Source organism: Frankia sp. AgB1.9 (genome assembly GCF_016786355.1).
GTDB lineage: Bacteria > Actinomycetota > Actinomycetes > Frankiales > Frankiaceae > Pseudofrankia.
In genome coordinates, this window is the sequence record NZ_JADWYX010000045.1 from 32,730 (window position 1) to 51,154 (window position 18,425).

General features: G+C 71.0%; 18 protein-coding genes. 3 read left to right on the plus strand and 15 right to left on the minus strand.

Annotated elements, in window-relative coordinates; translation table 11 throughout:
* Positions 1 to 30: 30 nt before the first annotated feature.
* The 10 genes from dmpG to I6A60_RS19460 form a co-directional block, all read right to left on the minus strand.
* Positions 31 to 1,158, minus strand: a complete 1,128-nt coding sequence (dmpG, locus tag I6A60_RS19415; RefSeq protein ID WP_203014247.1) for a 4-hydroxy-2-oxovalerate aldolase — start codon at positions 1,156 to 1,158, stop codon at positions 31 to 33.
* On the minus strand, positions 1,155 to 2,099 hold the full coding sequence (locus tag I6A60_RS19420) for an acetaldehyde dehydrogenase (acetylating) (RefSeq protein ID WP_203014250.1): 945 nt from the start codon (positions 2,097 to 2,099) through the stop codon (positions 1,155 to 1,157). Before I6A60_RS19420 ends, dmpG begins: the two co-directional genes overlap by 4 nt.
* A complete protein-coding gene (gene mhpD / locus I6A60_RS19425; RefSeq protein WP_203014253.1) occupies positions 2,096 to 2,923 on the minus strand; it encodes a 2-keto-4-pentenoate hydratase in 828 nt (275 codons plus the stop codon). Before mhpD ends, I6A60_RS19420 begins: the two co-directional genes overlap by 4 nt.
* A gap of 165 nt (positions 2,924 to 3,088) precedes the next feature.
* Entirely contained in the window at positions 3,089 to 3,406 is a 318-nt protein-coding gene (locus I6A60_RS19430; RefSeq protein WP_203014256.1) for a hypothetical protein, read from the minus strand.
* 39 nt (positions 3,407 to 3,445) lie between these two features.
* A complete protein-coding gene (locus tag I6A60_RS19435; RefSeq protein WP_203014259.1) occupies positions 3,446 to 5,035 on the minus strand; it encodes a long-chain fatty acid--CoA ligase in 1,590 nt (529 codons plus the stop codon).
* A gap of 15 nt (positions 5,036 to 5,050) precedes the next feature.
* Entirely contained in the window at positions 5,051 to 5,914 is an 864-nt protein-coding gene (locus I6A60_RS19440; RefSeq protein ID WP_203014262.1) for an SDR family NAD(P)-dependent oxidoreductase, read from the minus strand.
* Positions 5,911 to 6,768: an alpha/beta fold hydrolase gene (locus tag I6A60_RS19445; RefSeq protein ID WP_203014265.1), complete on the minus strand. Its 858-nt coding sequence runs from the start codon at positions 6,766 to 6,768 to the stop codon at positions 5,911 to 5,913. Before I6A60_RS19445 ends, I6A60_RS19440 begins: the two co-directional genes overlap by 4 nt.
* An 11-nt stretch (positions 6,769 to 6,779) precedes the next feature.
* Complete coding sequence (locus I6A60_RS19450) at positions 6,780 to 7,355, minus strand: 3-phenylpropionate/cinnamic acid dioxygenase subunit beta (RefSeq protein ID WP_203014269.1); 576 nt, start codon at positions 7,353 to 7,355, stop codon at positions 6,780 to 6,782.
* 51 nt (positions 7,356 to 7,406) lie between these two features.
* Complete coding sequence (locus I6A60_RS19455) at positions 7,407 to 7,742, minus strand: non-heme iron oxygenase ferredoxin subunit (RefSeq protein WP_203014272.1); 336 nt, start codon at positions 7,740 to 7,742, stop codon at positions 7,407 to 7,409.
* Positions 7,739 to 8,917 (minus strand): aromatic ring-hydroxylating dioxygenase subunit alpha, encoded by a 1,179-nt coding sequence (locus tag I6A60_RS19460; protein WP_374113419.1) that lies wholly within the window; start codon positions 8,915 to 8,917, stop codon positions 7,739 to 7,741. Before I6A60_RS19460 ends, I6A60_RS19455 begins: the two co-directional genes overlap by 4 nt.
* Before the next feature lie 280 nt (positions 8,918 to 9,197).
* On the opposite strand from I6A60_RS19460, the gene I6A60_RS19465 reads away from it, so the two are divergent.
* Together I6A60_RS19465 and I6A60_RS19470 are read left to right on the plus strand one after the other, a co-directional pair.
* On the plus strand, positions 9,198 to 10,184 hold the full coding sequence (locus tag I6A60_RS19465; RefSeq protein ID WP_203014278.1) for a zinc-binding dehydrogenase: 987 nt from the start codon (positions 9,198 to 9,200) through the stop codon (positions 10,182 to 10,184).
* Positions 10,184 to 11,122 carry a 3-carboxyethylcatechol 2,3-dioxygenase gene (locus tag I6A60_RS19470; RefSeq protein ID WP_203014281.1) on the plus strand — a complete coding sequence of 313 codons (939 nt, stop codon included), beginning with the start codon at positions 10,184 to 10,186 and terminating at the stop codon, positions 11,120 to 11,122. The genes I6A60_RS19465 and I6A60_RS19470 overlap by 1 nt, the downstream gene beginning before the upstream one ends.
* 51 nt (positions 11,123 to 11,173) lie before the next feature.
* Here I6A60_RS19470 and I6A60_RS19475 read toward each other — a convergent pair whose 3' ends face one another.
* Positions 11,174 to 11,986: an IclR family transcriptional regulator gene (locus I6A60_RS19475; RefSeq protein WP_203014285.1), complete on the minus strand. Its 813-nt coding sequence runs from the start codon at positions 11,984 to 11,986 to the stop codon at positions 11,174 to 11,176.
* Positions 11,987 to 12,108: 122 nt separating this feature from the next.
* On the opposite strand from I6A60_RS19475, the gene I6A60_RS19480 reads away from it, so the two are divergent.
* Positions 12,109 to 12,702, plus strand: a complete 594-nt coding sequence (locus I6A60_RS19480) for a helix-turn-helix domain-containing protein (protein ID WP_203014288.1) — start codon at positions 12,109 to 12,111, stop codon at positions 12,700 to 12,702.
* Between the two features lie 25 nt (positions 12,703 to 12,727).
* Here I6A60_RS19480 and I6A60_RS19485 read toward each other — a convergent pair whose 3' ends face one another.
* The 4 genes from I6A60_RS19485 to I6A60_RS43620 all read right to left on the minus strand — a co-directional run bounded on the left by I6A60_RS19485 (position 12,728) and on the right by I6A60_RS43620 (position 18,370).
* Positions 12,728 to 13,576: an alpha/beta fold hydrolase gene (locus I6A60_RS19485; protein ID WP_203014292.1), complete on the minus strand. Its 849-nt coding sequence runs from the start codon at positions 13,574 to 13,576 to the stop codon at positions 12,728 to 12,730.
* Positions 13,577 to 13,597: 21 nt separating this feature from the next.
* A complete protein-coding gene (locus I6A60_RS19490) occupies positions 13,598 to 15,157 on the minus strand; it encodes a GMC family oxidoreductase (protein ID WP_203014296.1) in 1,560 nt (519 codons plus the stop codon).
* 38 nt (positions 15,158 to 15,195) lie between these two features.
* A complete protein-coding gene (locus tag I6A60_RS19495) occupies positions 15,196 to 16,650 on the minus strand; it encodes an aldehyde dehydrogenase (protein ID WP_203014299.1) in 1,455 nt (484 codons plus the stop codon).
* A 106-nt stretch (positions 16,651 to 16,756) separates the two neighbouring features.
* Positions 16,757 to 18,370: a helix-turn-helix domain-containing protein gene (locus I6A60_RS43620; RefSeq protein WP_203014302.1), complete on the minus strand. Its 1,614-nt coding sequence runs from the start codon at positions 18,368 to 18,370 to the stop codon at positions 16,757 to 16,759.
* Positions 18,371 to 18,425 lie beyond the last annotated feature (55 nt).

The following is an 18,425-nucleotide window of genomic DNA, read 5'->3' on the forward strand; positions in this document are numbered from 1 at the left end:
GAAAGCCAGACCCGGCGGGCCTCGCTGCCCTCAGGCCTCGGCGGTCGCGAGGAGGTCGAGCGCGATGTCTGTGATCATGTCCTCCTGGCCGCCGACCATGCCGCGTCGGCCGACCTCGACGAGGATCGAGCGGGTGTCCAGGCCGTAGCGGTGGGCGGCGGCCTCGGCGTGCCGCAGGAACGACGAGTAGACACCGGCGTATCCGAGGGTCAGAGTCTCCCGGTCGACGCGGACCGTTCGGTCCTGTAGCGGGCGGACGACGTCATCGGCGCCGTCCATCAGGCCGAACAGCTCGCAGCCGTGCTTCCAGCCCATGACGTCCGCGACAGCGATGAACGCTTCGAGCGGGCAGTTGCCAGCCCCGGCGCCCTGGCCGGCGAGGGAGGCGTCGATGCGGATCGCGCCGCATTCGGCGGCGACGACGGAGTTGGCGACACCGAGGCCGAGGTTGTGGTGGGCGTGGATGCCCAGCTCCGTCGCCGGGTCGAGCAGATTGCGGTAGGCGCGGAACCGGGCACGGACGTCGTCCATGGACAGGCGGCCGCCCGAGTCGGTGACGTAGACGCAGTGGGCGCCGTAGGACTCCATGAGCTTTGCCTGGCGAGCGAGCTCGGCCGGCGGTGCCATATGGGACATCATCAGGAAGCCGGCGACGTCCATGCTGAGTTCGCGGGCGGCCGAGATGTGTTGGGCGGAGATGTCGGCCTCAGTGCAGTGGGTGGCGATCCGGACCGAGCGGATGCCCAGCTCATGGGCGCGCCGCAGGTCGTGCAGGGTGCCGATACCGGGAAGCAGCAGGGTGGTGGGGATGGCGCGTGAGATCGAGGAGACAACCGCCTCGATCCATTCCCAGTCGGTGTGCGCGCCGACGCCGTAGCTGACCGACGAGCCGGCAAGGCCGTCGCCGTGGGCGACTTCGATCGCAGTGACGCCGGACTCGTCGAGGAGCCGGGCGATGGTGGCGGCCTGCGTGACGGTGTAGCGGTGGCGTACGGCGTGCATGCCGTCGCGCAACGTAACGTCCTGGATGTACAGCGGCGCGGTGACGGGGAGGTCGGCGACACTGGCGCCGGTCTCGGGTCCGCAGGGCACGACCGGCGCGGTCGTCGGCTTGGTGCTCTTGGTGATGCCGGCCCCACCCACGTTCTTGGTGCTCATCGGTCGCGTGCCCCCGTCGTGGCCAGCTCGGCGATCCGCTCCGCGGTGCGCAGCGCGGCCGAGGTCATGATGTCGAGGTTGCCGGCATAGGCCGGCAGGTAGTGGGCGGCGCCCTCGACCTCGAGGAACACCGACACCTTGGTCACCGCGCCGGCACCGGCCGGGGCGAGAGCCCGGACGGGATCGTCGCCAGCCACCCGGTCGAACTGGACCTTCTGCTTGAGCCGGTAGCCGGGAACGTAGGCCCGCACCCGGGCGACCATGTCCTCGATGGACGCGGTGACTGCGGCGTCGTCACAGTCACCGACGACGCAGTAGACGGTGTCGCGCATGATCAGCGGCGGCTCGGCCGGGTTCAGGACGATGATGGCCTTGCCGCGGGCGGCGCCGCCGACCTTCTCGATCGCCGCCGACGTGGTCTCGGTGAACTCGTCGATGTTGGCCCTGGTGCCGGGGCCGGCGGACTTCGACGCGATCGAGGCGACGATCTCGCCGTAGTGCACGGGGGTGACGGCGCCCACCGCGGCGACGATCGGGATCGTCGCCTGGCCGCCGCAGGTCACCATGTTGACGTTCGGCGCGTCCAGGTGCTCTTCCAGGTTCACCGAAGGTACGACGTAGGGCCCGAGTGCGGCCGGGGTCAGGTCGATGACTCGCTTGCCGTGTGCCTGCAGCAGCTCGTTGTTACGCCGATGTGCCCCGGCCGAGGTCGCGTCGAGGACGATGTCGATGTCGGCGAACTCGTCCATCCGTACGAGGCCGTCGACGCCCTCGGCCGTGGTCGCGACCTTCAGCCGCCGGGCGCGCGCGAGCCCGTCGGAGGCCGGGTCGATGCCGACCATCGCGCCCATCTCGAGGCGCCGCGAGACACGCAGAATTTTGATCATCAGGTCGGTGCCGATGTTGCCCGAGCCGATGACACCGACCTTGGCCTTGCTCACTGCTGATCCCCTTCCACCGGCGCGGAGGCGAACCGGGTCCGCGCCGAGCCAAGCCCGGTGATCTCGGTTTCGAAGACGTCGCCGGGCACGGCCGCGACCATCGGGCCGAGCGCCCCGGTCAGCACCACGTCGCCCGCCCGGAGCGGGTCTCCGGCCGCGGCGAGGGTGGCGGCGAGCCAGACCGTCGCGTTGAGCGGACCGCCGAGGCAGTCGGCTCCGGTGCCGCGGGAGACGACGTCCTCGCCCCTCGACAGCCGCATCTCAACCGTCCGCAGGTCCACCCGGTCGAGCGGCACCGGCGTCGCGCCGAGCACGAACAGGCCGCAGGAGGCGTTGTCGGCGACCGTGTCGACGATCGTGATGTCCCAGCCCGCGACCCGGCTGTCGACGATCTCCAGCGCCGGCAGCGCGAACTCGACCACGCGCAGCACGTCGACGACGGTGGTGCGCGGGTCGGGCAGGTCGGCACCGAGCACCAGCGCGACCTCGGCCTCGACCTTCGGCTGGAGCAGGCGGCGGGCCGGGATCTCGTCGCCGTCGGCGACACACATGTCGGCGAACAGCGCTCCGAAGTCCGGCTGGTCGACGCCGAGCTGGCGTTGCACCGCCTTCGACGTCAGACCGGTCTTGCGCCCGACGATCCGGCGCCCGGCGGCCACGCCACGCTCGACGTTCACCCGTTGCACCGCGTAGGCGGCGGCGAGGTCGGCGGGCGCGAAGAGGTCCCGGACCGGAGCGCAGGGCACGCCGGCGCGCTCGGCGGCGGCGAGCCGTTCGGCGGCCACGCCGACCGTGGATTCGGCGACGGTGGGGGAGAGGGTCATCGCGCGCCTCCCTGAGAGGGTGCTGCGGGCACGGGAACCTCCGAGCCGGTGGGCCTGGGTGCTTCGGAAAGGTCGATGTCACCGGTATAGGCGCGGGCCGCGGTGACTACCAAGATGTGTTCCACCTGCTGGAACAGCGGGCGTCGCCTGCGCGGTGGAAGGCGATCAGGTGCCGGGGACCCGGTCGAGGCCGTTGTCGAACGAGGTGACCCAGGCCGGCTCGAGCGCCAGCAGGCTCAGCCCGACGCCGGGGATCTCGACGTCCACGACATGGCGGAAGCCCGCGCGCTCGGCCGCCGCCACGGCCGCGAGGTCCGTCGCGGCCGGGGCGAAGACCACCCGGCGGCAGCGTGGGTCCGCGTCGAGGGCGTCCCGTCCGGCCGCGGCGAGCACGGCGGCCAGTTCGCCCTCGGGCAGCACGCCGATGAGCCGTACCTCGACGTCGTGGGAGTGCGCGGGGTAGGCGGCGCGAAGTCGTCCCACGGCGCAGCGCTCCAGGCGCGTCGACGGCGCGGGCACCGGTCAGGTGCCTTCGGCGAGGATGCGGCGCACGGCGACCTTGTCGAGCTTGCCGGTGGCGTTGCGGGGAACGGTCTCGACCACCATCAACTGGCGCGGCAGCTTGTAGCGGGCCAGCCTGGCGGCGGCGTGCTCGCGCACCGCATCGAGGCTGACCGCCGCGTTCGCGCTGACGGCGACCACCGCGACCACGGTCTCGCCCCACTGGGCGTCCACGGCACCGACGATGGCGACATCGGCCAGTCCCGGCATATCCGCCAGGGCGCGTTCGACCTCGGCCGGGTACACGTTCTCGCCACCACTGATGATCATGTCTTTGAGCCGGTCGACGATGAACAGATAGCCGTCGTCGTCCAGATAGCCGATGTCCCCGGAATGGAACCAGCCCTCGTCGTCGAAGGCGGCGGCGGTGGCCTCGGGATTCTCCCAGTAGCCGGGGGTGACGTTCGGCCCGCGCACCACGATCTCGCCCGCCGTCCCCGGCGCGATCGGCGTGTTCGTCGCCGGTTCCACGACCCGGACCTCGGTGTGCGGCATGGCGATGCCGGCCGAGCCGAGCTTGTCCAGCGTGCGTTCGACGGGGAGATGGGTGGCGAACGGCGCGGTCTCGGTCAGTCCCCAGGCCTGCTGCAGCCAGATGCCGTGGTCGGCGTACTGCTCGACCAGTGATGGCGGGACGGGAGCGCCGGCGACGACGATCGCACGCAGCGCAGACAGGTCGGCGTCGAAGACGCCGGGGAGCCGGGCGAGGGCGGCCAGCATGGTGGGTACCGCGAAGAACGAGTTGACCCTGAAGGTGACGAGGTCGCGGAGGAAACCGCCCGGGTCGAAGGCGCGTCGCAGCACGACGGTGCCGCCGCGCACGAGCGTCCGGATGACGAAACTGTTGAGCGCGCCGACGTGGAAGATCGGCGCGGCCGCGTGGGTGACGTCGCCGCGGCGGGTGTCGAGCTGGGTGTCGACGTTGATGGCGTTCCACCAGATGTTGCCGTGGGTGAGGACGACCCCTTTCGGCAGGCCAGTGGTGCCGGAGGTGAACATGATGACGGCCGGGTCGTCGAAGCGGCGGGCGGCGAGCTGCGCCGTGGGTAAGGCCCGCGCGAGCAGAACGCTCCAGGGCTCCCAGCCCTCGCTCTGCCCGGGCGTGGCCGGGACCTCGGGGTCGTCGTCGACGAGCAGGAACCGTTTCAGCGCCGTCCCGTCCCGCACGGCTTCCAGCACCGTCCGGTGGCCTTCCTCGCACACGATGGTCGCGGCGCCGCTGGAGCGCAGGACGCCATGCAGCTCCGGCTCGGCGAGCCGGAAGTTGATCGGAACGAAGATCGCTCCGAGGCGGTGCGCGGCGAGCATCGTGACGAGGAACGACGGGCTGTTCAGGCCGAGGTAGGCGACCCGGTCGCCGGTGCCGACCCCGCCGTCGGCGAGCACCGTGGCGAGCCGGGCGCACCGGTCGTCGAGGCCGGCGAAGGTGAGATCGCCGCCGGCGTACCGGATGGCGACCGAGTCCGGTTGGACCCGCGCGTTGCGGTGGACGGCCGCGGCCGGGCTGACGTCGACGTTCGCCCCGGAGTTAGCGGGGTGTCCGGCGCTCATGGCGAAGGGTGCTCCTTAGAGGTGGTCGCCGCCGGCCGGCGTGGCAAAGCCGCGCACGCCGATGCCGCCATCGACGGAGATTGCCTGACCTGTCACGGGCCCGCTCTGTTCCCGCGACGCGAGAAGCACGTAGGCGCCGGTGAAATCGCGAGGGTCTGTGCTGGAATCGTGCAGCGGAAGCAGCGGAGGGGGATCGTCCGGGCGCTTCTTGGCGAACGAGGCCGCGATCGATCGTTCCCGCATGGACAACGACTCGGGTCCGCGCAGGTCGGTGTTCATACCACCGCAGGCGACGCCGTTGACCCGGACCTTGGGCGCGAGCTCGTAGGCGAGCTCGCGCATCAGCCCGAGACAGGCGTGTTTGCTGGCGGTGTAGATGGGTCCGCCGCCGTTGACGTAGAAGGAGGCGTTCGACAAGGTCATGATGATGCTGCCGCGGGTCTTGACCAGCTCTCGCCAGGCCGCCTCGGCGGCGAGGAGATAGCCCTTGACGTTGACCGCGAAGACCTCGTCGAACGTCGCGTCGAGTTCTTTGCCGGACAGCCGGGTGAGCTGGCGTTGGTAGTCCCAGATGCCGGCGTTGGGGACGAGCGTGTCGAGCTTGCCGAACTTCTCAACGGTCTCGCTGACTGCCTGGTGCAGCTGCTCGCTGTCGCGGGTGTCCGCTTGGACGGCGTGCGTCCGGGACGGGTCGGGTGAAGATGCGACGGCCGTGGCGAGCTGGTCCGCGTCGAGGCCGAGAATGGCGACCGACGCGCCTTCGGAGACGAAGCGGTGCGCGACGGCGCGGCCGATGCCGGAGCCGCCCCCGGTCACGAGCGCGACGTAGCCCTCCAACCAGCCGGTCGACCGACCGCCGCCCGGGTCCAAAACGGTCATGTGAGCGCCCCCAGAAAGTCGGCCACGAGACGCTCGAACTCCTGTTGCCGTTCGAGCTGGACCCAGTGGCCGCAGTTTCCGAAGACGTGCAGCTGGACGTCGCTGATCTGCCTGAGCATGAGCTGGGCGCCGTCCAGGGTGATGGTGCGGTCGTCACGGCCCCACAGCAGCAGGGTGGGCGCCTTGATCCGGTCGAGATCGCGCCACAGCGGGTCCATGCCGTGCCGTCTGGCGAACGAGGCGTTATAGCGGTGATAGAACGCGACGTGACTTTCGTCGAGCGACGCTTCGTACCGTGCCTGCACCACGTCGTCGCCGAACTGTCTGTGGTCGAAGACCATGGTTCGGATGAACGCCGCCATTTTCCGGGGTGACGGCCCACCGCCGTTGTAGTAGCGGAACATCTCCTTCTGCCCCTCGGTGGGCGTCGGTCCGAAGGGGAGCCAGCCACCGCCCGGGGCCATGAGGACGAGGCCGGCGACGCTGTCCGGCCGGGTCTGGGCCATCGCGATCGCCGCGGCGCCGCCGAGGCTGTTACCGAGCAGGTGGAACCGTTCCACACCGAGGGCGTCGAGCGCCTGGAACAGCGCGTCGACGGCGATCGTGGTGACGGAGCGGTCCTCCAGATCGGCCTCGGTCGGCCGGTAACTGCCGCCGAAACCCGGCTGGTCGGGCAGCAGGACCCGGAAACGCCGGGACAGCGCTGGGAGGTTCTGGTGGTAGTTGGCGACCCCGGAGGCGCCTGGCCCGCCGCCATGCAACATCACCAGAACCGGGCCCTCGCCGGTTTCGGCGATGGAGATCTCCCCGAGGGACGTGGTCACCTGGTGCTGCTTCAACGAAACGTCAGTCACGCCCAGATCCTCTAGAAGAAGGTCGAGATGTTCTTCGCCTGCAGAACGTTCTGGTCCAGCAGGATGGCGCGCCGGGCGACCCGCAGAGTTCCGTCGCGGCGGCGCAGAATGTCGGTGCGGCGACCGGCGAACACGTTCTCCTCGCGTTCCAGACGATTGCGGTAGACCAGGAACGCCGCGCGCACGACCAGGTCATCCGCGCAGAACTCGGGACGCTCGGCCGGGTTGACGTGGTGCGCGACGATGTTGGTCACGAGGTGCCGGGTGCGCGACGGCGGGTCTTCGGCCCAGGCCATCCCGGAGTCGAACCGGCGGATGCGCCAGGCGAGGCTCTCCTTGGTCTCGTCGTAGAACGCGGCCTCGCCGCGAGCCGCCACCGAGAGCGCCTGCTGGCGGCGCAACCGGTTCGTGCGGGTCGGCATCCAGTAATCCAGGTCGTCGTCGAGCAGATCCAGCCAGTCGGTGTAACGGCCCTCGTCGAGAAGCTCGGCTTCCTCGTAGTAGAACTGCGCTACCTCGAAATGAACGTCGCGGTCCGCGCGCCCTCCGGCGAGGATCACCGAGCTGCCTTCCGTGCTGGTGCTCACGGTGTCCTTCCTCTCTCTCGCGCGGTGACGCGCGAGGCAGCGTGCGGAGATCTAGGGCGCCTCGTTCGGGAACAGGTAGACTTCGCCGTCTCGGACCTCGACCCGGTGCGGACAGACGCTCCTTGTCGCGGGTAGATCCTGGACCTCGCCATCCTTGAGGCAGAACCTGCTCGAATGCAAAGGGCATTCGACGAAACCGCCTTCGACCCAGCCGTCGGCGAGCGCCGCGTCCTCATGCGTGCAAGTGTTGTCGAGGGCCCATACCGTGCCGTCCTCGTCGCGCAGCAAGGCGATGTCGTCCGCCGTGCCGGTGATCTCCCTGTCGATGGCGATGCCTTCGCCTGTGGGAATGTCGTCGAGTGCGGCTACGCGGATGCCGTCGGTCATAGTGCCGATTCCTGTTCATGCCAGGCGGGAGTGTTCATCAGCTCGCGCCATTGTGTGTAGAAGCCTCGACCGGCCGCGTCGCTGTACAGCTCACTGGTTCGGCCCGGGTGTCTGCCGTCGTGGCGTTCCGACCCCAGACCCATCTGGTAGTTGATCGGGACCTGGTTCGTGATGAACCCGTGCGAGATTGCCTGCACCTCGCTCCAGTTCTCGCCGTCGTCCTGCTCGAAGATTCCACTGGGCCCGAACGTCCGAAGGTTGTACAAACGCTGCGCCTCACGAACGTCCGGTGGCATCGACCGGTCCACCAGCGTCCACGCCCAGACCTCCATCCGGTCCGGTCCCTTCGGATGCCAGACCCGAATGGAGCCGTTGACCGGAAGGTAGGAGAAGTTCGGGAAGACGGTGGCGTGACCGTTGGTCAGCGGTCCCTCGACCCGGGCGTCACCCAGCCGCTCGCGCAGCGCGGCGTAGTCCGTCCACTCGTGCACCGTCCGCGCGTCGAACCGGTTCTTCGGGTGTACGGGGAAACCGGCTCCGTGGCCGTTGTCGCCGACGTACTGCCGCCCGGTCCGGTGCACGATCTCGTCGCGGGGCCTGCGGCCCTCGGGTGACAAGAGCATGAGAGCCGAAGCGTGGCTCATGTTCACGTGGTACCAGTCGGTGGCGAACTGCTCGGCGGCGAGCTTCCAGTTGCCGTCGAGCACCCACTTGTGCACGCCGCCGACCACGACGGTGCCGTCCGGGTCGTGGTCCAGCATCGCGTCCAGGTACCAGGCCATGTCACCCAGGTACTCCGCGAGCGGCGTCGGCTCCGGGTTCCAGGTTCCGAAGATCAGGCCGCGGTAGGTGGCGACGTGCGGGACCTCGACCAGGCCCCAGTCCTTGGTCCGGAAGGAGTCCGGGTAGCCGTCCCGATTCGGGACGCTGACCAGCGCGCCCTCGAGGTCATAGGCCCAGCCGTGGTAGGTGCAGGTGAAGTTCCGGGTGGCGCCGGCGTCGGCCCGGCACACGCGGGCGCCGCGGTGCCGGCACGAGTTGAGATACGCCCGGACGGTGCGGCCGCGGTCGAGCGTGACGATGACCGGGTCCTCGCCCATGTAGGTGGTGAAGAAGTCGCCCGGTTTGTGGAACTGGTCGGTGTGGGCCAGGAAGATCCAGCTCGGGGCGAACACTCGGCGCAGCTCCTGGCGGTAGAGCTGCTCGTCGGTGAAGATCGCCCGGTCCAGCAGACCGCCCTCGGCGTCGACGAGCCCCGAGACGTCGATGTTCCGGGTCAGCGCGGCGGGCCGGCGCAGAACCCCGCGGGGTGTGTCCGTGGCCCGTCCCACGGCGGGTTCGACGGTGGAGGTCATGCCATGAGGGAAGCCGGCGGCGCCGCCGCGTGCCACCCGGTGTTCCGCACAACGGCACGTGGGTTAGGGCGCGACCGGGATGGCGCGCGACGGTGAGCGCATGCTCGCCGCAATCGCCGAATCCCAGAGCGGCACCGACCCGTTGTCGGGCCTGGTCGTCCGCGATGTTCCTAAGCCGAGGCCCCGAGCGGGGTGGTCGACGGTACGCGTCGTGGCGTCGTCGCTGAACATGCACGACCTGTGGACGCTGCGCGGCGTTGGTCACCCGCCGGAACGCCTTCCGATCATCCTCGGCTGCGACGCGGCGGGCTACGACGAGGCCGGCAACGAGGTGATCATCCATCCGGTGATCGCGGACCCTGACGCCGGCCGCGGCGACGAGACGCTCGACCCGAACCGGGCGCTGCTGTCTGAACAGCACAACGGAGCGTTCGCCGAGTATCTCAGCGTCCCGGACCGCAACCTCGTGCCGAAGCCGCCGTGGCTGTCGTTCGAGCAGGCTGCCTGCCTGCCGGTCGCCTGGACCACCGCCTACCGGATGCTGTTCACCCAGGCCGGCATCACCGCCGGTGACCGGGTGTTGGTCCAGGGCGCCGGCGGCGGTGTGGCCTCCGCGGCCATCAGCCTCGCGGCGGCCGCCGGCGCCGTTGTCTATGCCACCAGCCGCAGCGAGCAGAAGCAGGCCGAGGCCCTCACCTGGGGTGCCCGCGCGGCGCTGCCCACCGGGACGCGGCTGCCCGAGCGGGTCGACGTGGTGATCGAGACGGTCGGCGAGGCGACCTGGTCGCACTCGCTGCGGTCGCTGCGCCCCGGCGGCACGCTGGTGATCGCCGGAGCCACCAGCGGCACGAACCCGCCCGCCGACCTCGGCCGGATCTTCTACCTGCAGCACCGCGTTCTGGGCTCCACCGGGGGCACCCGCGGCGAGCTCGTGGCGCTGCTGCGGATGATCGAGGCGACCGGCGTCCGTCCAGTCATCGACCGGGCGCTGCCGCTCGAGGAGATCCACAAGGGATTCCAGCTCATGATCGACGGTGGTCTGACCGGGAAGCTGGTCATCACCCTGCCCGACCAGAAGGAGGCGTGATGTCCGCCGCGGCCGTTGGGCTGTCCCACTCGCCGCTCATCGGGAAGGTCGACCCCGGGCCGGACGTCCTGGCCCGCGTCGACGAAGCCGTGGACCGCGCCCGCGCCTTCGTGCGCCGATTCGACCCCGAGCTGGTCGTCCTGTACGCGCCGGATCACTACAACGGTTTCTTCTACAAGGAGATGCCACCGTTCTGCCTCGCGACCGCCGCCCGCGCGATCGGCGACTTCGGCTCCGGCGAGGGCCAGCTGTCGGTCGACGCCAAGGCCGCCAGGTCGCTCGCCGAGGGTGTGCTCGACCGCGGGATCGACCTGACGATCTCGGCGCGGATGACCGTCGACCATGGTTTCGCTCAGCCGCTGGACGTCCTTTTCGGGGGCATCGACCGTGTCCCCGTGGTTCCGGTCTTCGTCAACGGGGTGGCCACCCCCCTCGGCCCCGTCCGCCGCATCCGCGCGTTGGGCACGGCGATCGGGGCGGCTGCCGGCGAGCTCGGCAAGCGGGTGCTGTTCGTCGGTTCGGGAGGCCTCTCGCACGACCCGCCGGTGCCGGTGCTCGACGGCGCCCCGCCGCGCGTGGCCGACGCGCTCATCGACGGGCTCCCGCCGACGCCGGAGCAGCGGGCCAGAGGCGAGCTGCGGGTCGTCCAGGCCGGACGGGACTATGCGGCGGGAACGTCCACGCGCGTCCCGATCAACCCGGTCTGGGACAACCACCTGCTCGACCTCGTCGAGCGCGGCGATCTCGCCGCCGTCGACTCCTGGACCGTCGGCTGGATGGCCGCCGAGGGCGGCGGCTCCGCCCACGAGGTCCGGACCTGGATCGCGGCGTTCGCCTCGCTCGCGGCGACCGGCACCTACGCGCTGGAGTCCCGGTTCTACGAGCCGATTCCCGCCTGGATCGCCGGTTTCGCCGTCGCCACGGCGCAGCACTGCTGACGGCCCGGGCTCCTGGTACCGACCGCGCGCGCGGGCCGGACCGGCATCGACTCAGCTGGCCGCACGAGCCGGTGCGCTCGCGGCCCGGTATGGGCCCTGCGCGGTGACGAGGGCGCGACCGGCCGCGTAGCAGACCCGGCGCAGGGCCGCGGCGTGCTGCTGCGGCTGGAAACGGCCGGTCGCTCCTGCTACCGACAGCGCGGCTACGGGCCGACCGGTGGGGCCGAACACAGGAGAGGCGACGCAGGTCAGCCCCGCGAGCGCCTCTTCGTGGTCGAAGGCGATGCCCTCCCGTTGCACGTCGCAAAGGTGGCGTTCGAGCAGGTCCCGGTCGGTGATGGTGTGGTCCGTCAAGCCGGTGAGCCCGTGGCGCGCCACGGCGTCGATCGCGGTGGCGTCGTAGGCGAGCAACGACTTGCCGACCGCCGTGCAGTGGGCCGGTACCCGGCCACCGATCCGCGACGGCGAGCGGACCGGGCGATGGCCGTACAGCTTGTTGATGTAGAGGACCTCGGTGCCGTGGAGCACCGCGAGGTGCACGGTCTCGTGGGTCAGCTCGTAGAGATCGGCGAGGAACGGCGTCAGGACGGTGCTCAGCCGCTCGTGTCGTGGATCGTCGGCCCGGCCGCCGAGCTCGAGCAGCGAGGGACTCAGGCGGTAGTCGCTGCCGACGCGTTCGATGACGCCGTTGCGCCCTAAGACGGCGAGGAGGCGGAACGCGGTCGACTTGGTCAGGCCGGTGCGCCGCGCGAGCTCCGTGACTCCCACGCCAGCGGGAGACTCGCCTCCGAGCGCTGCCAGCAGGCTCATGGCCTTGTCCACGGCGGTACGGTCCGCGCCCTTCTGGGCGCTCGTTCCGGCCATGACTGCCTCCTGCCTCGATCCGGGTACACCCGATTTCCGGTTGGCCACAATCGTTGACGACCGACCGGACGTCTGTCAAGGTTGACGAACCGTCAATCAAAAATGACACCTGGAGGGTCCCCGTGAGCGACGCGAACAAGCTGGTCGCCCGCAACGTGCGCCGTTTCCGGGAGGAGCGCAAGCTGTCGCTCGGCGAGCTCGCGCGCAGGTCAGGGCTGTCGAAACAGACACTGTCCAAGATCGAGCAAGGCACCGGGAACCCGACGATCGACTCCATCGAGGCGATCGCTGACGCCCTGCACCTGACGATGCGGCGGCTGGTCACCGAATGGGGCTCGCCGCTGTTCGTCCAGCGCGCCGACAGCGCGGCCTGGGACAGCCAGCACGAGGACTGGTCGGTCCGGATGATGGATCAGGTGTACGGCTCGGGCTACGTGCGCACGCTGATCGTGCGGCTGAGCCGGTCCGCGGCGGACACGCAGCACAAAGGGACCTTTGGCGCCGGGACACCGGGCACGCTGCACCACGTCTATGTGATCGGTGGTGAGGTTCGCGCCGGCCCGCGCGGCGACGCGGTGACGCTTGGCACCGGAGACTTCGTGCGCTTCCCCGGTGACCCAGGGCATGAGGTCGAATGCCTCAGCTCTGAGGCGACCCTGCACGTCGTGACCACCGTTCCGCAGGTCCCGCAGTTTCCCGCTGCCACTGAGGTGTAGTGGGGCCACCGTCGGCTTGGACGTGTCAACGGGCCGCGAGAAAGTCCGTGATCTCGCTCGCGACCTCCGCCGGTACCTCCTCGGGCAGGAAGTGCCCCGCCTCCAGCCGCCGCCCGCGAACATCCGGGAAGATCTCTCGCCAGACCGCGACCGGGTCACGGCCGCGCCCGACCAGGCCGCGCGCGCCCCACAGGACGAGCGCGGGCTGGTGCGAACCGCGTCTGCCGCTCGCGTCGTGCTCGAGGTCGATGCCCGCCGCGGCGCGGTAGTCACCGCAGAACGCCCGCTGCACCGACGGCCGCAGCGCGGCCTGCTCGTACACGGCGAGTGCCTCCGGCGCGAGCACCCCGGCCGACGAACCGATGCCGAGAAACCCGTGCAGGAATCCGATCGGGTCCGCGGCCAGCGCCCGCTCCGCAAGACCGCCGTCCTGAGCCAGGAAGCTCCAGTGCCAGTAGCCGCGAGCGAGCACGGCATCCATCTCGGACCACACCACCGCCGTGGGCAGGATGTCCAGGAGCGCCACCGCGTCGACGGCGGCGGGGTGGTCGAGCGCCATCCGATGCGCCACTCGGGCCCCGCGGTCGTGGCCGACGACGGCGAACGAGTCGTACCCGAGTGAGCGCATCACCTTCACCTGGTCGTCGGCCATCCCGCGGAAGCTGTAGTCGGCGTCGAGCGCCACCGAGTCGCCGTAGCCGCGCAGGTCGCAGGCGACCACCGTGTGCGTCCGTGCCAGGATCGGCCAGACCAGGTGCCACGCGTAGTGCGTCTGCGGGAAGCCGTGCAGCAGGAGCAGCGGCGGCCCGGATCCGAGACGGATGCCTCGGATCCGGGCCGCACCCGTGTGCACGTCGATCCTCTTGTCGATCACGTGATCCTGTCCGTGCCGTCGTCAGACCTGGCCCGGCGACGCGACGCCGACCCGCGCCGGGACGCCGGTGTCGCCGCGCGCGTCGGAGAGGAACGCGGCGACCCGTTCGCCGATCATGATCGAGGCGGCGTTCGTGTTCGCGTCCGGGACATCCGGCATGACCGAGGCGTCCGCGACCCGAAGGCCCTCGACCCCGCGGACACGCAGGAGCGGGTCGACGACGGCCAGGTCGTCCAGGCCGATCCTGCAGGTGCCGACCGGATGGTAATAGGTCGACGCCGCCTGGGGGAGGTACGCGCGCAGGTCGCCACGGGCCGGGTCGGCGCCGGGGTGCGCCTCGCGGCGCCGCCAGCGGGCGAGCGCGGCCGACCCGCCGAGATCCCGGGCCCGTTCCAGCCCATGCACCAGGATGTCGGCGTCGGACCGCTCCGAGAGATAGCGCGGGTCGATGAGCGGAGCGTCGCCGGGGTCGGCGCTGCGCAACCGGATGGTTCCTCTGCTCCGCGGTGCCATCAGCGCGACGCCGACGGTGTATCCCTGCTGGACCGGGGCGAGCGTCGGCGGATGGAACGGCACCAGGATGAACAGGAACTGCACGTCCGCGACGTCCGGGCCACGCAGCCCGCTGGAGAAGGCCGCGGACGCCTCACCATGGTTGTGGACGCTGGGCGGCAGCGGCTCGGCGGCCTCGTAGGTGACACCCGCCAGCAGATGGTCCTGCAGGTTCTCACCGACGCCGGGAAGGTCCGCCACGACGGGGATGGACAGCGAGGTCAGGTGCTCGGCCGGGCCGACGCCGGAGAGCATCAACAGCTGCGGTGAGCCGATGGCCCCCGCGCTGAGCACGACCTCCTCGGCCCGGGCGCCCCCGAGCACCCCGTCCTTCTCGTACTCGACCCCCGCACACCGGGCGCCGTCGAAGGTGAGCCGGCGGACGAGCGCGCCGCTGAGCACCGTGAGGTTCGCCCGCCCCGCGGCCAGGCCGAGGTAGGCGGCCGCGCTGCTCTGGCGCCGCCCTTCGACGATCGTGAGCTCGTGCAGGTTCGCACCGAAGTGCTGGTCGGCGTTGAAGTCCGGCGCCGTCTTGTGGCCGGTCGCACCCGCCGCCTCGAGGTAGGCGAGGGTCAGCGGGTTCGGCTCGGCGACGACCGCCGGACGAAGCGGACCGCTCTTCCCGCGCCACCGAGGATCACCCGCGGCGGTCTCCATCTTCTTGAAGAAGGGCAGGACGCTCTCGTAGCCCCAGCCGGTGGCGCCGCCGCGCTCCCAGCGGTCGTAGTTGGAACCGTGGCCGCGCAGGTAGATCATCCCGTTGATGCTGCTGGAGCCACCGATCACCCGGCCGCGCGCCCAGGGCACCTCGGCGCCGGCCAGGCCTTCCTGCGCGGTGGTGTGGAGGTTCCAGTCCGTCTCGGAACCCCAGTTGGCCGGCCAGGCGGGTGGCACCTGGACGGTGTCCACCTGGTCGGTGCCGCCGGCCTCGACCAGTAAGACCGTGGCGCCGGGGTCCTCGGACAGGCGGCTCGCGGCCGCGCATCCCGCCGACCCCGCGCCCACGACGATGTAGGTGAATGTGCTCATGTGGGCCCTCGCGGTCGTCACAGGTAGCGTCGTCTTGATCACAGGTAGATGGACTGGGCAGCCTGGTAGGAGGAGAGGCCCTCCGGGCCGAGCTCCCGGCCGAGGCCGCTGGCCTTGATACCGCCGAACGGCGCCGTGGGGTCGGGCAGGTAGCCGTTCACGCCGATCGTCCCGGTGCGGATGCGGCGTGCCACCGCCACACCCCGGTCGTGGTCCGCCGTCCACACGCTGCCGCCGAGGCCGTAGTCCGATTCGTTGGCGAGGCGCACCGCCTCGTCCACGTCGTCGTAGGGGATCGCCACGAGGACCGGCCCGAAGATCTCCTCCCGTGCCACCGCCGCCGAGTTGTCGACGTCGGTCAGCAGCGTCGGCTCGACGAACCAGCCACGGGCGAGCGCCTGCGGGCGTCCGCCTCCGGTCGCGACCCGGGCGCCGTCCTCGCGCCCCCGCGCGATGTAGGACTCGACCCGGCCGCGTTGGGTGGCGGTCGCCATCGGACCGACGAGGGTGCTCTCGTCGAGCGAGTCGCCCACCGGGAGGCCCTCCATCATCGACACGAACGCGTCGACGACCTCGCTGTAGCGGGACCGCGGCGCCAGGACCCTGGTTCCGGCGAAGCACGTCTGGCCGTTGTTGAGCAGGGTCGCGCCGTACAGGTTCTGCATCGACCCCGCCAGGTCGACATCGTCGAGGAGCACCGCGGCGGACTTGCCGCCGAGCTCGAGGGTGACCGGCCGCAGGAGCCGGCCGCAGGTGGCGGCGATCTCGCGTCCCGCGGCGGTCGAGCCGGTGAAGGCGATCTTGTCGATCTCCGGGTGCTCCACGAGCACCCGTCCGGTGTCGCGGCCGCCCGGAACGATGTTGACGACCCCGGGCGGAAGCTGGGCGGCCTCGATGGCCTGCGCGAGGACGTACGCGTCCAGCACCGTCTCCGGTGACGGCTTGACCACGATCGTGCAGCCCGCGGCGAGCGCGGGGGCGATCTTGAACGAGGCGAGCGTCTGAGGATAGTTCCAGGGCACGATCGCCCCGACCGTGCCGACCGGGACCCGGCGCACGAGCGTCGTCCCGCCCAGCAGACCCGGGCGTTCCTCCTCGACGGGCAGGGTGCGGGCGAGACCGGCGTAGTACCGGAACACGGCGGCGGGAAAGACCGCCTCGAGCCCGAGAGCCGTGCTGATCGGCATGCCATTCTGGCTGCTGACCAGGCGCGCGATCTCGTCCTTCCGGGCGTCGATCTCGTCCGCGAGGCGCTCGATCGCCTCGGCGCGCCGCTCTGGCGTCCACTGCGACCAGCCCCGCGGGTCGTCGAACGCCTGCCGGGCGGCTGTGACCGCGGCGTCGACATCCGCGGGGCCGGCCTCGGGAACGTCGCCGATGACCTCGCCGGTGTTCGGCGAGACCACCGTGATCCGGGTGGTGCCGACGGGGGGGACCCATCGGCCGTTGATGAAGAAGTGATCGTGGCGTAAGACCGTGTCCACGGCGCCCATGTGTGCTCCTCGCCAGGTCGGGATGGGGAGAACCTAGGCGGGTGCGAGGGTCCGCGACTGTTCAGCTTCTTTACGCCCGCGGGCCGAGCGGGCTCGACGGACGGGGCTAACGGGCGATGCCCAGCGCGCGGATCCGGCTGTACAGGGTGGGCCTGCTGACGCCGAGCAGCCGGGCCGTCTGCGCGATGTTCCGGTGCGATTCGGCGAGCGCGGCGACGATCACGTCGCGCTCCGCGGATTCGAGCCGACCGAGCTGCCGGGCTCGGGCGGTTCGGCGGTAGGCGAGTGGCAGGTCGCGCACGGTGATCTCACTGTGGCGCGCGGTCAGCGCGGCCGCGGCGACGACGGCGCGTAGCTCGTGCAGGTTTCCGGGCCAGTCGTGGGCGCGGAGCGCTTCGACGGCACTCGGCGCGAGCCCGAACGGTGCCCCGTCCACCGCCAGCCCACGGACCAGCGCGGGCAGGTCGTCGAGCCGGCCCCGCAGCGCGGGCAGGGTCCGGCGCGCGACGCACTGACCCGACAGGGCGGCGTGCTCGGGGCTCGGTGGTGGCTCGGTGCCACAGGTCAGCACCACCGTCGCCGAGGTGCCGGCCAGCATCCGGGCGAGGGCCCCGGCGACGGTGGGCGCGAGCCCGTCGACGTCGTCGAGTACGCACGGGCCCTGATCGAGGTCGGTGGCGACCTGGCGCAGCCAGACCTGGGTGCCCTCGCGCAGGGCCGACTCGGCGGTGTGCCGGATCGCTGTTGGCCCGGCGGCGCCCAGGGCCTCGGTGGTGCGCCCCGTGCCCGGCTCGCCGACGATCAGCAGGCGCACCCCGGCCGGGTGTCGCGGGTCGTCTTGGGCCTCGCCCCCTGACTCACTCGGGTGGGCGTGGGGCCTCGGCTCGTCGACCGGGTCGATCTCGACCAGGAGGCAGTCGCCGCGTTTCCCGATCTGCTCCAGGCGCACCCACGCGCACCCGCCCCCGGTCAGGCGCACCACATCGCGACGGCAGAGGCCGGTGCCGGCCTCGCCCAGCGAGCGCAACAGCGCGTAGTCGACCGTGGCGACGGCGTCGGTGGCGGCGGCATTCGCGAGCACGAAGTCGGGACCCAGGCCGAGCACGGGCTTCCTTCTGCGCGCGGTGCGCTCCTGGTAACGACGGAACAGCTCCAGCTCCGCGGCGCGCGACAGGTCGAGCAGCCGCGCCTCGACATCCCTGGCCGCGCGCACCAACAGCGGTCCGAGAATCGGGGCCGCTCCGTGCGCGAAGCCGGTCACGTCGATGAGCCCGACGACCCGCCGGGTGACCGAGTGGAGGATCGGCGCGCCGTAACAGCTGAAGTCCTTGAGAGCCTCCAGGTAGTGCTCGTCGCCGTGGACCGCGAGCGGTTTGCGCAGCTCGAGGACGGTGCCGATCGAACTGGTCCCGGTCAGCTCCTCGCTGAAGACCCGTCCGGGCACCCCGCCGCGATGCTCGATCTGCCGGGCGATGCCACGTTCGCCGAATCGCGCGTCGACGATGCAGCCATGCTCGTCGGCCAGCATCACCGAGAAGGGGTAGTCGGCCATCGACTCGGCGAGCTCGTCGATGACGGGGCCAGCCGCGACGCTGAGCCTGCTCGCCTTCTCGAAGTCGGCGATGCGCACCCGGGGACGGCTCGGGTCGAGACCGCTGTGCGCTGATCTGCGCCAGGAGAACACGATCTCCGATCGCCGCGCCGACGGCGTCGCTGCCACGATGCGCCCTCCGATCGGCGGACGCCCTCCGCGCCGCAACCCTGATCCTCGACCG

Bases quoted from the DNA above. Each gene is read 5' to 3' on its own strand.
- I6A60_RS19455 (WP_203014272.1), bottom strand. From the start codon at position 7,742: ATGACCGACGGCATCCGCGTAGCCGCACTCGACGACATTCCCACAGGC.
- mhpD (WP_203014253.1), bottom strand. From the start codon at position 2,923: ATGACCCTCTCCCCCACCGTCGCCGAATCCACGGTCGGCGTGGCCGCC.
- dmpG (WP_203014247.1), bottom strand. From the start codon at position 1,158: ATGAGCACCAAGAACGTGGGTGGGGCCGGCATCACCAAGAGCACCAAG.
- I6A60_RS19465 (WP_203014278.1), top strand. From the start codon at position 9,198: ATGCTCGCCGCAATCGCCGAATCCCAGAGCGGCACCGACCCGTTGTCG.
- I6A60_RS19470 (WP_203014281.1), top strand. From the start codon at position 10,184: ATGTCCGCCGCGGCCGTTGGGCTGTCCCACTCGCCGCTCATCGGGAAG.
- I6A60_RS19495 (WP_203014299.1), bottom strand. From the start codon at position 16,650: ATGGGCGCCGTGGACACGGTCTTACGCCACGATCACTTCTTCATCAAC.
- I6A60_RS19440 (WP_203014262.1), bottom strand. From the start codon at position 5,914: ATGACCGTTTTGGACCCGGGCGGCGGTCGGTCGACCGGCTGGTTGGAG.
- I6A60_RS19435 (WP_203014259.1), bottom strand. From the start codon at position 5,035: ATGAGCGCCGGACACCCCGCTAACTCCGGGGCGAACGTCGACGTCAGC.
- I6A60_RS19490 (WP_203014296.1), bottom strand. From the start codon at position 15,157: ATGAGCACATTCACCTACATCGTCGTGGGCGCGGGGTCGGCGGGATGC.
- I6A60_RS19475 (WP_203014285.1), bottom strand. From the start codon at position 11,986: ATGGCCGGAACGAGCGCCCAGAAGGGCGCGGACCGTACCGCCGTGGAC.